This window comes from Pseudomonas sp. MPR-R2A5 (assembly GCF_058793055.1).
This window is the reverse complement of sequence record NZ_JBXAFK010000039.1, coordinates 36,466-49,404: the sequence shown is the minus strand read 5'-3', so window position 1 is coordinate 49,404 and position 12,939 is coordinate 36,466. Positions and strand designations below refer to the sequence as shown.

The following is a 12,939-nucleotide window of genomic DNA, read 5'->3' as shown; positions in this document are numbered from 1 at the left end:
AAGCCCGCTCGCCACAGCAGCGTCGCTTGCAATGTTTGATTTGTGTCAGCCGGCCCGCCCGGGCCTTCTGCATAATGGCCCAAGTGTTTATCATGGCCGGCTGCTACGTCTGGTTTCCCGTTGACGGGAGGTTGCTGGCCAGGCGCTTATTTCCAGGAGTTGCTGCATGACCTTTTCTTTGGCCGCCAAACTGTCGGTGTTGCTGGTGTTTATCGGCAGCACGCTGTATGTGCATCTGCGCGGCAAGGCCCGTTTGCCGATGTTGCGTCAGTTCGTCAACCATTCGGCGCTGTTCGCCCCGTATAACGCCTTGATGTACCTGTTCTCGGCGGTGCCGTCCAAGCCGTACCTGGACCGTAGCAAGTTCCCGGAACTGGACGTGCTCAAGGACAACTGGGAAGTGATCCGCGAAGAGGCCATGCACCTGTTCGACGAGGGTTACATTCGCGCCGCTGAAAAGAACAATGACGCCGGTTTCGGTTCGTTCTTCAAGAAGGGCTGGAAGCGTTTCTACCTCAAGTGGTACGACAAACCGCTGCCATCGGCCGAGGCGCTGTGCCCGAAGACCGTGGCATTGGTCAGCAGCATTCCCAACGTCAAGGGCGCAATGTTTGCGCTGTTGCCCGGCGGCAGCCACTTGAACCCGCACCGCGATCCGTTTGCCGGGTCCCTGCGTTATCACTTGGGGCTGTCCACGCCGAACTCCGACGACTGCCGCATCTTTGTCGACGGCCAGGTCTATGCCTGGCGCGACGGTGAGGACGTGATGTTCGACGAAACCTACGTGCACTGGGTCAAGAACGAGACCGAGAAGACTCGCGTGATCCTGTTCTGCGATATCGAGCGGCCGTTGAGCAACCGCCTGATGACCCGCATCAACCGCTGGGTCAGCCAGCAACTGGGGCGCGCCACGGCACCGCAGAACCTGGATGATGAACGCGTCGGCGGCATCAACCAGGCCTACGCCTGGAGCAAGTCCTTCAGCGACAAGTTCAGCGGTGTGGTCAAGCAGTGGAAGCGCAAGCACCCGAAGGCTTACCGCATTGCGCGGCCGGTGCTGGCGGTGGTCGTCCTGGTACTGCTGTGGAAATGGCTGTTCGGCTGATCTGATGTGGGAGGGGGCTTGCCCCCGATGGCGGTGTGTCAGGCTAAATATTTTTGCCTGATCCACCGCTATCGGGGGCAAGCCCCCTCCCACATTTGATCTCCTGTGTTCTTAGTTCTTAGGACGCGATCAACTGGCGCAGCACATAGTGCAGGATGCCCCCGGCCTTGAAGTATTCCACTTCATTGAGGGTATCGATCCGGCACAACACCTCGACCTTCTCGCTGCTGCCATCCTCCCGGGTAATCACCAGCGTCAGGTTCATCCGCGGCACGATCTCCACGTTTGTGAGCCCCAGGATGTCGATCTTCTCCTTGCCGGTCAGCTTCAGCGCCTTGCGGTTCTGATCCAGCTTGAACTGCAGCGGCAGCACGCCCATGCCCACCAGGTTGGAACGGTGAATCCGTTCGAAACTCTCGGCGATCACCGCCTTGACACCCAGCAGGTTGGTGCCCTTGGCGGCCCAGTCGCGGCTCGACCCGGTGCCGTATTCCTGGCCGGCGATCACCACCAGTGGCGTGCCGCTGGCCTGGTACTGCATGGCGGCGTCGTAGATCGACATTTTCTCGCCCGTGGGGATATACAGCGTATTGCCGCCTTCTTCGCCACCGAGCATTTCATTGCGGATACGGATATTGGCGAACGTGCCGCGCATCATCACTTCGTGGTTGCCCCGGCGTGAGCCGTAGGAGTTGAAGTCGCGCGGTTCCACACCCTGTTCACGCAGGTAGCGGCCGGCAGGGCTGTCGGCCTTGATATTGCCGGCCGGGGAGATGTGGTCTGTGGTCACCGAGTCGCCCAGCAGCGCCAGCACGTTGGCGCCCTTGATGTCTTTGATCACCGGCAGTGGCCCGCCAATGTCATCGAAGAACGGTGGGTGCTGGATGTAGGTGGAGTCCTTCTGCCACACGTAGGTCGCGGCTTGCGGCACTTCGATTGCTTGCCACTGCTCATCACCGGCAAACACTTCGGCGTATTCCTTGTGGAACATGACGGTGCTGACCTGGGCCACGGCATCCGCGATTTCCTGGCTGCTCGGCCAGATGTCCTTGAGGTACACCGGATTGCCATCCTGGTCGTTACCCAACGGCTCGCTGCTGATATCGATGCGTACCGTGCCGGCCAGGGCATAGGCCACCACCAGGGGCGGGGAGGCCAGCCAGTTGGTTTTCACCAGCGGGTGCACGCGGCCTTCGAAGTTACGGTTGCCGGACAGCACCGAAGCGACGGCGAGGTCGGCTTTCTGGATGGCTTTTTCAATCGGCTCGGGCAACGGCCCGGAGTTGCCGATACAGGTGGTGCAACCGTAGCCCACCAGGTCGAAGCCGAGCTTGTCGAGGTATTGGGTAAGGCCGGCGGCCTTGTAGTAGTCGGTGACCACCTTGGAACCCGGCGCCAGCGAGGTTTTTACCCAGGGTTTGCGGGTGAGACCTTTCTCCACGGCCTTTTTTGCCACCAGCCCGGCAGCCATCATCACGCTGGGGTTGGAGGTGTTGGTGCAAGAGGTGATGGCGGCGATCACCACGGCGCCGTTTTTCAGGCGATAGGTGTGGCCATCGTCTTCATAGTCGGTTTCGCCGACCAGATCGGCATTGCCCACGGCGACACCACCGCCGCCTTCACTTTCCAGGCGGCCTTCTTCCTTGTTGGTGGGTTTGAATTGCAGGTCGAGGAAGTCACTGAAGGCTTGGCCGACATTGGGCAGCGATACCCGGTCCTGCGGGCGTTTTGGCCCCGCCAGGCTGGCCTCGACGCTGCCCATGTCCAAGGCCAGGCTGTCGGTGAACACGGGCTCCTGGCCGGCGTTGCGCCACAGCCCCTGGGCCTTGGTGTAAGCCTCGACCAATTTGACGGTTTCAGCCGGGCGACCGGATAGACGCAGGTAGTCCAACGTCACGTCGTCCACCGGGAAAAAGCCGCAGGTGGCGCCGTATTCCGGGGCCATATTGGCGATGGTGGCGCGGTCCGCCAGGGGCAGGTCGGCCAGGCCGTCGCCGTAGAATTCGACGAATTTGCCCACCACGCCTTTTTTACGCAGCATCTGGGTAACGGTCAGCACCAGGTCGGTGGCGGTAATGCCTTCTTTCAGCTTGCCAGTGAGCTTGAAGCCGATCACTTCCGGGATCAGCATCGATACCGGCTGCCCGAGCATCGCGGCTTCCGCTTCGATACCGCCCACGCCCCAGCCCAATACGCCAAGGCCGTTGATCATGGTGGTGTGGGAGTCAGTCCCGACCAGGGTGTCGGGGAACGCATAGGTACGGCCGTCTTCGTCCTTGGTCCACACGGTGCGGCCAAGGTATTCGAGGTTGACCTGATGGCAGATGCCGGTGCCCGGCGGCACCACGCTGAAGTTGTCGAAGGCGCTCTGGCCCCAGCGCAGGAAGGCATAGCGTTCGCCGTTGCGCTGCATTTCGATGTCGACGTTCTGTTCGAAGGCACGGGTAGTGCCAAACTTGTCGACCATCACCGAGTGGTCGATGACCAGGTCCACGGGGGAGAGCGGGTTGATACGTTGCGGGTCGCCACCGGCCTTGGCCACGGCAGCGCGCATGGCGGCGAGGTCGACCACGGCGGGAACGCCGGTAAAGTCTTGCATCAATACCCGGGCCGGGCGGTACTGGATCTCTCGGTCGGACTGGCGCTCTTTGAGCCAGGCAGCGATGGCCTTGAGGTCGGTGCCGGTGACGGTCTTGTCGTCTTCCCAGCGCAGCAGGTTTTCCAGCAGCACTTTGAGGGACATCGGCAGCTTATCCAGGTCGCCCAGGCTCTTGGCGGCTTCGGGCAGGCTGAAATAGTGATAAGTCTTATCGTCGATTTGCAGGGTTTTAAGGGTTCTCAGGCTATCAAGGGATGACATTACATGACTCCTTATGGTCCGCACGGCTACGGACCTGACGGGACTAACAGAGCTATCAAACTAGCCCTGTTTTCAGTAGCTGGCTAATTACTGGACTCTATGGACAGAACCAAGGTTCCGAACTCGGCTATCATGCGCGCGTTTTCATGACAGGCATTGCGATAGCGCAAGTCAGTTGATTCACCAGGAGAGTCGATGAACACCCTTTTTATGCACTGCCGTCCGGGGTTTGAGGGCGAAGTCTGTTCCGAGATCGCGGAGCACGCCGCACGCCTGAATGTTTCGGGCTACGCCAAGGCCAAGACCGGCAGCGCCTGCGCCGAATTTGTCTGCACCGAAGAAGACGGCGCCCAGCGCCTGATGCACGGCCAGCGTTTTGCCGAGCTGATCTTCCCCAGGCAGTGGGCGCGCGGGGTATTTATCGATTTGCCGGAAACCGATCGCATCAGCGTGATCCTCTCGCACCTGCGCGATTTCCCGGTGTGCGGCAGTGTGTGGCTGGAGATGGTCGATACCAACGATGGCAAGGAACTCTCGAACTTCTGCAAGAAATTCGAAGTGCACCTGCGCAAAGCCCTGTTGGGGGCCGGCAAGCTGGTGGACGACCCGAGCAAGCCGCGCCTGCTGCTGACCTTCAAGAGCGGCCGCGAAGTGTTCATGGGCCTGGCCGAGTCGAACAACTCGGCAATGTGGCCGATGGGCATCCCGCGCCTGAAATTCCCGCGTGACGCGCCCAGCCGCTCGACCCTGAAGCTGGAAGAGGCCTGGCACCACTTTATCCCCCGCGACCAGTGGGATGAGCGCCTGCATGGCGACATGACCGGTGTCGACCTCGGTGCCGCCCCCGGTGGCTGGACCTGGCAACTGGTGAACCGTGGCATGCTGGTGACCGCCATCGACAACGGCCCCATGGCCGAAAGCCTGATGGACACCGGCCTGGTGCAACACCTGATGGCTGACGGCTTCACTTTCGTGCCCAAGCAGCCCGTGGATTGGATGGTGTGCGACATCGTCGAGAAGCCGGCGCGTAACGCCGCGCTGCTGGAAACCTGGATCGGCGAAGGCTATTGCCGTGAGGCCGTGGTGAACCTGAAGTTGCCGATGAAGCAGCGTTACGCCGAGGTGAAGCGCCTGCTCGAACGCATCGAAGAGGGCTTCAAGGCGCGTGGTATTCGGGTGGAGATCGGCTGCAAGCAGCTGTACCACGACCGTGAAGAAGTGACCTGCCACCTGCGTCGGTTGGTGGATGTGAAGAAAACCAAGGCCCGCTAAACTGAGCGCCGGTTTCAGGAGTAGACAATGAGCGATATTTTCGACACCGCCGTTGATGGCACCCTCGACGCAACGGGCCTCAACTGCCCGGAGCCGGTGATGATGCTGCACCAGCACATCCGCGACCTGCCGCCTGGCGGCTTGCTCAAGGTGATCGCCACCGACCCGTCGACCCGCCGCGATATTCCCAAGTTCTGCGTATTTCTCGACCATGAACTGGTGGAGCAGCAGGAACGGGCCGGGACCTACCTGTACTGGATTCGCAAAAAGGTTGATTAAGCCCGTGCCTTGTCCAGGCGAATGCGCCGCCGCGCGCTGCGGGCCAGGCGCACCACCAGCATCCCCGCCGCGCAGCTGAGGCCGACGATCAGCCCCTGCCACAAGCCGCTGGGGCCGTTGGGCGCGCCCAGCCATTCGGTCAGCCCGAGGGCATAGCCGACCGGCAGGCCCACGCCCCAATAGGCAAACAACGTCAGCACCATGGTCACCCGCGTGTCCTGATACCCACGCAGGGCACCGGCGGCGGTGACCTGGATCGCATCGGAAAACTGGAACAGCGCGGCAAACACGATCAGCATCGATGCCACCTGTACCACCCGTGGGTCCGCTGTATAGATCGTGGCGATCTGCTCGCGAAACAGCAGCATCAGGCTGCACGACAGGCAGGCATAGGCCAGCGCAGTGCCCATGCCGACCCCGGCCGCGAAGCGTGCCTCTCGCGGTTCCCCGCGCCCCAGGGCCTGGCCGACGCGCACGGTGACCGCCATGCTCAGGGAGTAGGGGATCATGAACACCAGCGAACTGAAGTTCAGCGCGATCTGGTGCCCGGCCACCACGGTGGCGCCGAGGCTACCGATCAACAGGGCGATCACCGCGAAGATGCTCGATTCGGCAAAGATCGCAATACCGATCGGCAGGCCGATGGCCAGTACGCGCTTGATCACCGCCCACTGCGGCCAGTCGAAACGCTTGAACAACTCGCTGCTCTGATAGGCCGGCGCCCAACGGGTCCAGGCCGCCATGCCGAGCATCATTACCCACATCACGATTGCCGTGGCCCAGCCACAGCCGACGCCACCCATGGCCGGCACGCCGAAATGGCCGTAGATGAACACGTAGTTCAGCGGAATATTCAGCGCCAGCCCGCACAGGCCCATGACCATGCTGGGGCGCGTTCGGCCCAGGCCATCGCTGAAGCAGCGCAGCACGTAGTACAGCGCGACCGCTGGCATGCCCGAGGCGATGCCATGCAGGTACCCCATGCACGGCTTGATCAGCGCGGGGTCGACGTTCATCGCGTGCAGGATCGGTTCGGCGCTGATCAGCATCAGCAACGCGGTCAAGCCGACTATCAGCCCCAGCCACAATGATTGGCGCACCAGCGGGCCGATTTCCCGGAACGTGCCCGCGCCGAAGCGCTGGGCGACTTTGGGCGTGGTGGCCAGCAGGGTGCCGGTCATCAGCAGGAACACCGGAATCCAGATCGAGTTACCCAGGGCCACGGCCGCCAGGTCCATCGGGCTGACACGCCCGGCCATTACCGCATCGACAAAGCCCATGGCAGTGGTTGCCAGTTGGCCGATCATGATCGGCAGGGCCAGAGTCAGCAGGCTGCGCACCTCGCGGTTGATGCGGGCGGGGCGTGTGAGGGGGGCGGTGATGGCAGCGTTCACGTACGGGGTGTCCAGGAAAGAGCACAGGACGGCGGATTCTACGCCTTGACGCGATAGTCAGGAAAAAACCTGTGTTAGGGATTTGTAAACGATCCTCCAGGCACTCTTCACTCCTGGGATCCACGGTGTGACACCGAGCGCATCCCTGTACACTGCTGATCCGCGAAAGGAGCCTGCCATGCTGATTGTTGCCGACGAAAATATCCCGCTGCTCGATGCCTTCTTCGAAGGGTTTGGCGAAATTCGCCGGGTACCCGGGCGCTCCATTGACCGTGCCACGGTCGAGCAGGCCGATGTGCTGCTGGTACGTTCGGTCACCAACGTCAACCGCGCCTTGCTCGAAGGTTCGGCGGTGCGTTTTGTCGGCACCTGCACCATCGGCACCGACCACCTGGACCTCGATTACTTCAAGCAGGCCGCGATCCAGTGGTCCAGCGCCCCCGGCTGCAATGCTCGCGGCGTGGTGGACTACGTCCTTGGCAGCCTGCAAACCCTGGCCGAGATCGAAGGCGCCGACCTCAATCAACGCACCTACGGTGTGGTGGGTGCCGGTGAAGTCGGCGGTCGCCTGGTCAAGGTGCTCAAGGGCCTGGGCTGGAACGTGCTGGTGTGCGATCCGCCGCGGCAGATCGCCGAGGACGGTGACTACGTCAGCCTGGAACAGATCATCGAACAGTGCGACGTGATCAGCCTGCACACGCCACTGACCAAGTCCGGCAACGGTTCCACCTGGCACCTGCTGGACCGCCAGCGGCTCAACCGCCTCAAGCCTGGCACCTGGCTGATCAATGCCAGCCGTGGCCCGGTGGTCGACAACGCAGCCCTGCGCGACGTGCTGCTTGAACGCGAGGACCTGCAAGCGGTGCTGGATGTATGGGAGGGCGAGCCGGAAGTGGACGTCGACCTGGCTGACCTCTGCGTGCTGGCTACGCCGCATATCGCCGGCTACAGCCTGGATGGCAAGCAGCGTGGCACGGCGCAGATCTACCAGGCGTTCTGTGCGCATCTGGGCCAGGAAGCGAGCATTCAACTCAGCGATTTGCTGCCGCCGCCCTGGCTGGCCGAGGTGCACTTGAATGCATCGACCGATCCCGCCTGGGCTTTGGCGACGTTATGCCGCAGCGTGTATGACCCGCGTCGGGACGACGCAGATTTCCGGCGTAGCCTCGTAGGAACCGTCGAGGAGCAGCGCAAGGCATTCGACCTGTTGCGCAAGCACTACCCTGAGCGTCGCGAGATTGACGGCTTGAAGGTGCGCATCAACGGGGAGTCGGCGGTGTTGGCGAATATCGTCCAGGCATTGGGCGCAAGCGCCCTGTAGGAACGCTATTACTGTGGCGAGGGCGCTTGCTCCCGTTGAACTGCGCAGCCGTCCCATTGTTTGGGGCCACTTCGCGGCTCAATGGGAGCCAGCAGCCTGGCCACAAAAAAAACCGGCCACCAGGACCGGTTTTGAAAGAGTTCAGGCGCTTCAGCCTTGCTGCGCAGGCTTGACCAGGCGTTGTTCCAACTCGCGGCACGCTTGCTGGATCATCTCTTCGGTAATCTGCACTTCGTGGCCCTTGGCGTCGATGTACGAGCAAGGCAACTGCTGCGGTTGGCGGATCACTTCAATCTTGGCATCGCTGCTATTTTGCAAGGTCATAGCCTGTCTCCTCATCAGGTTGTGTACCTACTGTAAAACCCCCGCGTGACCGCGCTATTACAACTCCTTGCACAATCACCGGTTCGAGCCCCCAGTCCAGCAGAAACCTCCGCGGATTTCCAGCGGGACGTTAGACCGATAGCCTCTAGGCATCAGTATCGGTGGGCATAATTAATCTGACTCATTGCTGTTACGAAAGTTGTTATTTGCCCAAGTTCCCCCCATGTGGTGTACACGTTCCTCAACGGTGATGCCCTCCATGTTCTCAGTCCGACAGCGCCGCGCGATTCGCCTGGCCAGCCGCTTTATCGCGCCCTACCGCTGGCAGGCCCTCGGTGCCCTGTTGGCGCTGATCGTTACCGCCGGCATCACTTTGTCCATGGGGCAGGGCATTCGCCTGCTGGTGGATCAGGGCTTCATGACCCAGTCGCCACACCTGCTCAACCAGTCCATCGGGCTGTTCATGATTCTGGTGCTGGGCCTGGCGGTGGGTACGTTTGCACGCTTCTACCTGGTGTCGTGGATCGGCGAGCGGGTGGTGGCCGATATTCGTCGCCAGGTGTTCAATCACTTGATCTACCTGCACCCCGGCTTCTATGAAAACAACCGCAGTTCGGAAATACAGTCGCGACTCACCACCGACACCACCTTACTGCAATCGGTGATCGGCTCGTCGCTGTCACTGTTCCTGCGCAATGGGTTGATGGTCATCGGCGGCATCGTGTTGTTGTTCATCACCAACCCCAAGCTCACCAGCATCGTTGTGGTCGCACTGCCGTTGGTGCTGGCGCCGATCCTGATCTTTGGCCGCCGCGTACGCAGCCTCTCGCGCCTGAGCCAGGACCGCATCGCCGATGTAGGCAGTTATGTGTCCGAGACCCTCGGCCAGATCAAGACCGTACAGGCCTATAACCACCAGGTGCAGGACGAACGACGCTTTGCCGTGACCGTCGAGGAAGCGTTCAACACCGCACGCAAACGCATCGCCCAACGCGCCTGGTTGATCACCCTGGTGATCATGCTGGTGCTGGGGGCCGTGGGCGTGATGTTGTGGGTCGGCGGCATGGACGTGATCAGTGGGCGCATTTCCGGCGGCGAGCTGGCGGCGTTCGTGTTCTACAGCCTGATTGTGGGCAGCGCCGTCGGCACCCTCAGCGAAGTGCTCGGCGAACTGCAGCGCGCTGCCGGTGCGGCGGAGCGAATCGGCGAGTTGTTGCAGTCGAGCAACGATATCCAGGCTCCCGCCACCGGCACGGTGCACTTGCCGGCGCGGGTCAGCGGCCGTATGGAACTGCAAGACCTGCGCTTTTCCTACCCCTCGCGGCCGGACAGCTACGCCATCGACGGGTTGAGCCTGACCATCAACCCCGGTGAAACCCTGGCGCTGGTGGGGCCGTCCGGTGCCGGCAAGTCGACGATTTTCGATCTGTTGCTGCGCTTTTACGACCCCCAACAAGGCCGCATCCTGCTCGAAGGCCGCCCCTTGACCGAGCTGGACCCGCTGGACCTGCGCCGCCACTTCGCCCTGGTGTCGCAAAGCCCGGCGCTGTTCTTCGGCAGCGTCGAGGAGAACATCCGCTACGGCAACCCGGCGGCGACCCGTGAACAGGTCGAAGCCGCGGCCCGTATTGCCCACGCCCATGATTTCATCCTGCAAATGCCCGACGGCTACCAGACCCACCTCGGCGACGGCGGCATGGGCCTTTCCGGCGGCCAACGACAACGCCTGGCCATCGCCCGCGCATTGCTGGTGGACGCGCCGATCCTGCTGCTGGACGAAGCCACCAGCGCCCTCGATGCGCAGAGTGAACACCTGATCCAGCAGGCGTTGCCGCAATTGATGCAGGGCCGTACCACGCTGGTGATCGCGCATCGCCTGGCCACGGTGAAGAACGCCGATCGGATTGCGGTGATGGACCAGGGCAAGCTGGTAGCGGTGGGTACGCATCAGCAGTTGATTGCGAACAATCCGCTGTATGCGCGGTTGGCGGCGTTGCAGTTCAGTGACGCCGTAGAGGTCGCAAAAAACCAGGCCTAGCGTGATTGTTGTGGAGAGGGGGGGGGCAGGCCTGTTGTGGCAACCGGGCTTGTTGTAGCGAGCGTGCTTGTTGTGGCGAGCGGGCTTGCCCCGCGTTGGGCTGCGAAGCGGCCCCAATAAGGCCACCGCGTTTATCCAGGCATTTTAAATCGACAGGTTTTGGGGCTGCTTCGCAGCCCAACGCGGGGCAAGCCCGCTCGCCACAACAAGCCTGCTGGCCACAACCCGCCGTGCTAGCCACTACAAAGCCCGCTCGCCACAGGCTTTTCGTCAGCCATTGTCACTGATCATCAAAATACCGCTCATGCCAATCCACCAGCGGCTGTGGTGAGTTGAGCTTCTGTCCGTAGATCACCGAATAAGACAGCACGTTCTGTACATATTGACGGGTTTCATCGAACGGAATGCTTTCCACCCACACGTCGAAACTCAGGTGGTCGGCGCCGCGCAGCCATTGACGCACGCGGCCGGGGCCGGCGTTGTAGGCGGCGGAGGCGAGCACGCGGTTGCCGTTGAACTGGCTGTGTACCTGGCTGAGGTAGGCCGCGCCGAGCTGGATGTTTTTATCCGGGTCCAGTACCTGGGCGGGTGAGGCCAGGGGGATACTGAACTTGCGCGCGGTGTCCTTGGCGGTGCCGGGCATCAGTTGCATCAGGCCGCTGGCACCGACGCCGGAGCGGGCGTCGTCCATGAAGGCGCTTTCCTGGCGGGTGATAGCGAACACCCAGCTCGAATGCAGGCCGCGTACCTTGGCTTCGCGCACCAGGGTGTCGCGGTGGGCCATCGGGAAGCGGATGTCCAGGTCGTCCCAGTACTGAGCCTGGCTGATGGTGCGAATCGCCGGGAAGTACCACTTCATGTCATAGGCCAGCTTGGCCTGGGCGACCATTTCGTCACGGTCAAAGTGACGGCTGACGTGGTACCACTCGCGGCGACCGTCCACCACCTGGCCACGGGCATAGAACTCGAGGGCACGGCGCACGCCGGGGGTGTTGCGCACCTTGTTGATCAGCGCCTGGCTCATCAACAGCGGCTTGTTGATCAACTGGTACGGCGCCTTGGAGCGGTCAGCGGCGAGGAAACCGTAGAAATCCCGCTCCCTCGCCAGGTTCTTGTACAGCACCAGGGCTTGCGGGTTTTTCGGCTCGGCCAGTTCCAGGCTGCGGGCCTGCCAGTAGCGCCAGCGATTGGTGGTGGCCAGGTCTTGTGGGAGTTTTCGCGTCAACTGATAGGCATCTTCCCAGCGGGCCAGGCGCAGCAGCAGGCGCAGGCGCCATTCGGACACGGTGTTGTCGCGCAGTTCGGGGTCGTACTTGGTCATCACCTCAAGGGCGCGGGGATCGAAGCGCTTGGCCAGGGTCAGGCCGATTTCACGAGCGATCGCCACTTTTTCGTCACGGGAGAAGTGCATGCTGCTGGCGTAGCCGTCGAGCAGGGCCATGGCCTTGTCCGGGTCCTGGCGAGCCAGGCGGCGCAGGCCCAGGCCCACGGCGTCAGACATGGCTTCGGTGGCCGGCAGGAAGCGCGAAGGATCACTGAGCATGTCGGGCTTTTGCGCCACGTCGACCATCAGGCGGCCTTGGGCGCCGAGGGTCGGCAGGGTTTTCACCAGGCTGTTGGCCAGCGCGTAGTTGCGCGCTTCGGCAGCGAGCTTGGCGCGGTCCCAGATTTTTTGCTCGGTGAGCTGGCCGTCGGCGGCCCATTGACTAAAGGTGGCATCGCACGCGGCGGGCTGGGATTTGCCGGTCATCCACAGTTTTTCGGTGGTCTTGTAGCCTTCGGCTTTCAAATTGTGGGTGAGCTGGAACTGGCCATGCAGGCAGTCCAATTCAACGAAATTGAGCTTGGCATCGTAGTACTTTTCAAAGGTCTGCCAATCACCACGATCGGCCAGCCAGCGCAACCAGCGCAGTTTCATCCAGTTGGCCTGGGGCAGGTCGCCGTTTTTCGCAAGGAACTGTTCGATTTCCTCGTTGCTGGCGGTCTTCAGGCGGGCGGTCAGCTCGTCGTACGCCAGGTAGGGCGTCAGCGGGTAGTCGGCCAGGGCCTGGCTGTATTGCATGTAGGGGCCGGTATCGCCCTTGGCCAGTGCACGCTTGGCTTCATCGTAATATTGACGTTGAGTGGTGAGGTCCACGGCCTGCGCGGATTGAACGGCAGTGGCGGAAAGAAGCAGACAAGATAAAAAGTTGAAAAGGCGACTGCGCATGAGACGTCCGTGCAGAGAAATCACGACTAGCGCCGGCACCGCCGACACTGATTGCCCCTAGCTTAGCCTTTTGCCAGCGGCCGGTGAAAGCTTTGCCGGCCGGTTGGTTGAAGATCGCCGGAAATGTCCTACAGAAC

The 12,939-nt window shown here is 62.0% G+C and carries 9 protein-coding genes; 5 read left to right on the top strand and 4 right to left on the bottom strand.

Annotated features, from left to right (window positions below; all coding sequences use genetic code 11):
* Positions 1-166 precede the first annotated feature (166 nt).
* A complete protein-coding gene (locus AC1Q6I_RS24525) occupies positions 167-1,105 on the top strand; it encodes an aspartyl/asparaginyl beta-hydroxylase domain-containing protein (protein WP_024074067.1) in 939 nt (312 codons plus the stop codon).
* Positions 1,106-1,223: 118 nt separating this feature from the next.
* Here AC1Q6I_RS24525 and acnA read toward each other — a convergent pair whose 3' ends face one another.
* Positions 1,224-3,965, bottom strand: a complete 2,742-nt coding sequence (gene acnA / locus AC1Q6I_RS24520; protein WP_024074068.1) for an aconitate hydratase AcnA — start codon at positions 3,963-3,965, stop codon at positions 1,224-1,226.
* A gap of 195 nt (positions 3,966-4,160) precedes the next feature.
* Between acnA and rlmM the strand changes: the two genes are divergently transcribed.
* Both rlmM and tusA read left to right on the top strand, forming a co-directional pair.
* A complete protein-coding gene (gene rlmM / locus AC1Q6I_RS24515; protein ID WP_102625651.1) occupies positions 4,161-5,237 on the top strand; it encodes a 23S rRNA (cytidine(2498)-2'-O)-methyltransferase RlmM in 1,077 nt (358 codons plus the stop codon).
* Positions 5,238-5,264: 27 nt separating this feature from the next.
* Positions 5,265-5,516 (top strand): sulfurtransferase TusA, encoded by a 252-nt coding sequence (gene tusA / locus AC1Q6I_RS24510; protein WP_024074070.1) that lies wholly within the window; start codon positions 5,265-5,267, stop codon positions 5,514-5,516.
* Here the strand turns inward: tusA and AC1Q6I_RS24505 are convergent.
* Positions 5,513-6,910: an MATE family efflux transporter gene (locus AC1Q6I_RS24505; RefSeq protein ID WP_024074071.1), complete on the bottom strand. Its 1,398-nt coding sequence runs from the start codon at positions 6,908-6,910 to the stop codon at positions 5,513-5,515. The two genes, tusA and AC1Q6I_RS24505, sit on opposite strands and share 4 nt — an antisense overlap.
* Before the next feature lie 178 nt (positions 6,911-7,088).
* On the opposite strand from AC1Q6I_RS24505, the gene pdxB reads away from it, so the two are divergent.
* Positions 7,089-8,231 (top strand): 4-phosphoerythronate dehydrogenase PdxB, encoded by a 1,143-nt coding sequence (gene pdxB / locus AC1Q6I_RS24500; RefSeq protein WP_024074072.1) that lies wholly within the window; start codon positions 7,089-7,091, stop codon positions 8,229-8,231.
* A gap of 150 nt (positions 8,232-8,381) precedes the next feature.
* Here the strand turns inward: pdxB and AC1Q6I_RS24495 are convergent, their stop codons facing one another.
* Positions 8,382-8,555, bottom strand: a complete 174-nt coding sequence (locus tag AC1Q6I_RS24495; RefSeq protein ID WP_041160865.1) for a PA1571 family protein — start codon at positions 8,553-8,555, stop codon at positions 8,382-8,384.
* Between the two features lie 250 nt (positions 8,556-8,805).
* Between AC1Q6I_RS24495 and AC1Q6I_RS24490 the strand changes: the two genes are divergently transcribed.
* The gene (locus tag AC1Q6I_RS24490; RefSeq protein ID WP_173903814.1) at positions 8,806-10,593 is read left to right on the top strand and encodes an ABC transporter transmembrane domain-containing protein; all 1,788 of its coding nucleotides are present in this window, start codon (positions 8,806-8,808) and stop codon (positions 10,591-10,593) included.
* Positions 10,594-10,873: 280 nt separating this feature from the next.
* Here AC1Q6I_RS24490 and AC1Q6I_RS24485 read toward each other — a convergent pair whose 3' ends face one another.
* Positions 10,874-12,802: a transglycosylase SLT domain-containing protein gene (locus AC1Q6I_RS24485; protein ID WP_069075501.1), complete on the bottom strand. Its 1,929-nt coding sequence runs from the start codon at positions 12,800-12,802 to the stop codon at positions 10,874-10,876.
* Positions 12,803-12,939 lie beyond the last annotated feature (137 nt).

Excerpts from the sequence above, each read along its gene's own strand:
- AC1Q6I_RS24525 (WP_024074067.1), top strand. The coding sequence starts at position 167 with ATGACCTTTTCTTTGGCCGCCAAACTGTCGGTGTTGCTGGTGTTTATC.
- acnA (WP_024074068.1), bottom strand. The coding sequence starts at position 3,965 with ATGTCATCCCTTGATAGCCTGAGAACCCTTAAAACCCTGCAAATCGAC.
- rlmM (WP_102625651.1), top strand. The coding sequence starts at position 4,161 with ATGAACACCCTTTTTATGCACTGCCGTCCGGGGTTTGAGGGCGAAGTC.
- tusA (WP_024074070.1), top strand. The coding sequence starts at position 5,265 with ATGAGCGATATTTTCGACACCGCCGTTGATGGCACCCTCGACGCAACG.
- pdxB (WP_024074072.1), top strand. The coding sequence starts at position 7,089 with ATGCTGATTGTTGCCGACGAAAATATCCCGCTGCTCGATGCCTTCTTC.
- AC1Q6I_RS24495 (WP_041160865.1), bottom strand. The coding sequence starts at position 8,555 with ATGACCTTGCAAAATAGCAGCGATGCCAAGATTGAAGTGATCCGCCAA.
- AC1Q6I_RS24490 (WP_173903814.1), top strand. The coding sequence starts at position 8,806 with ATGCCCTCCATGTTCTCAGTCCGACAGCGCCGCGCGATTCGCCTGGCC.
- AC1Q6I_RS24485 (WP_069075501.1), bottom strand. The coding sequence starts at position 12,802 with ATGCGCAGTCGCCTTTTCAACTTTTTATCTTGTCTGCTTCTTTCCGCC.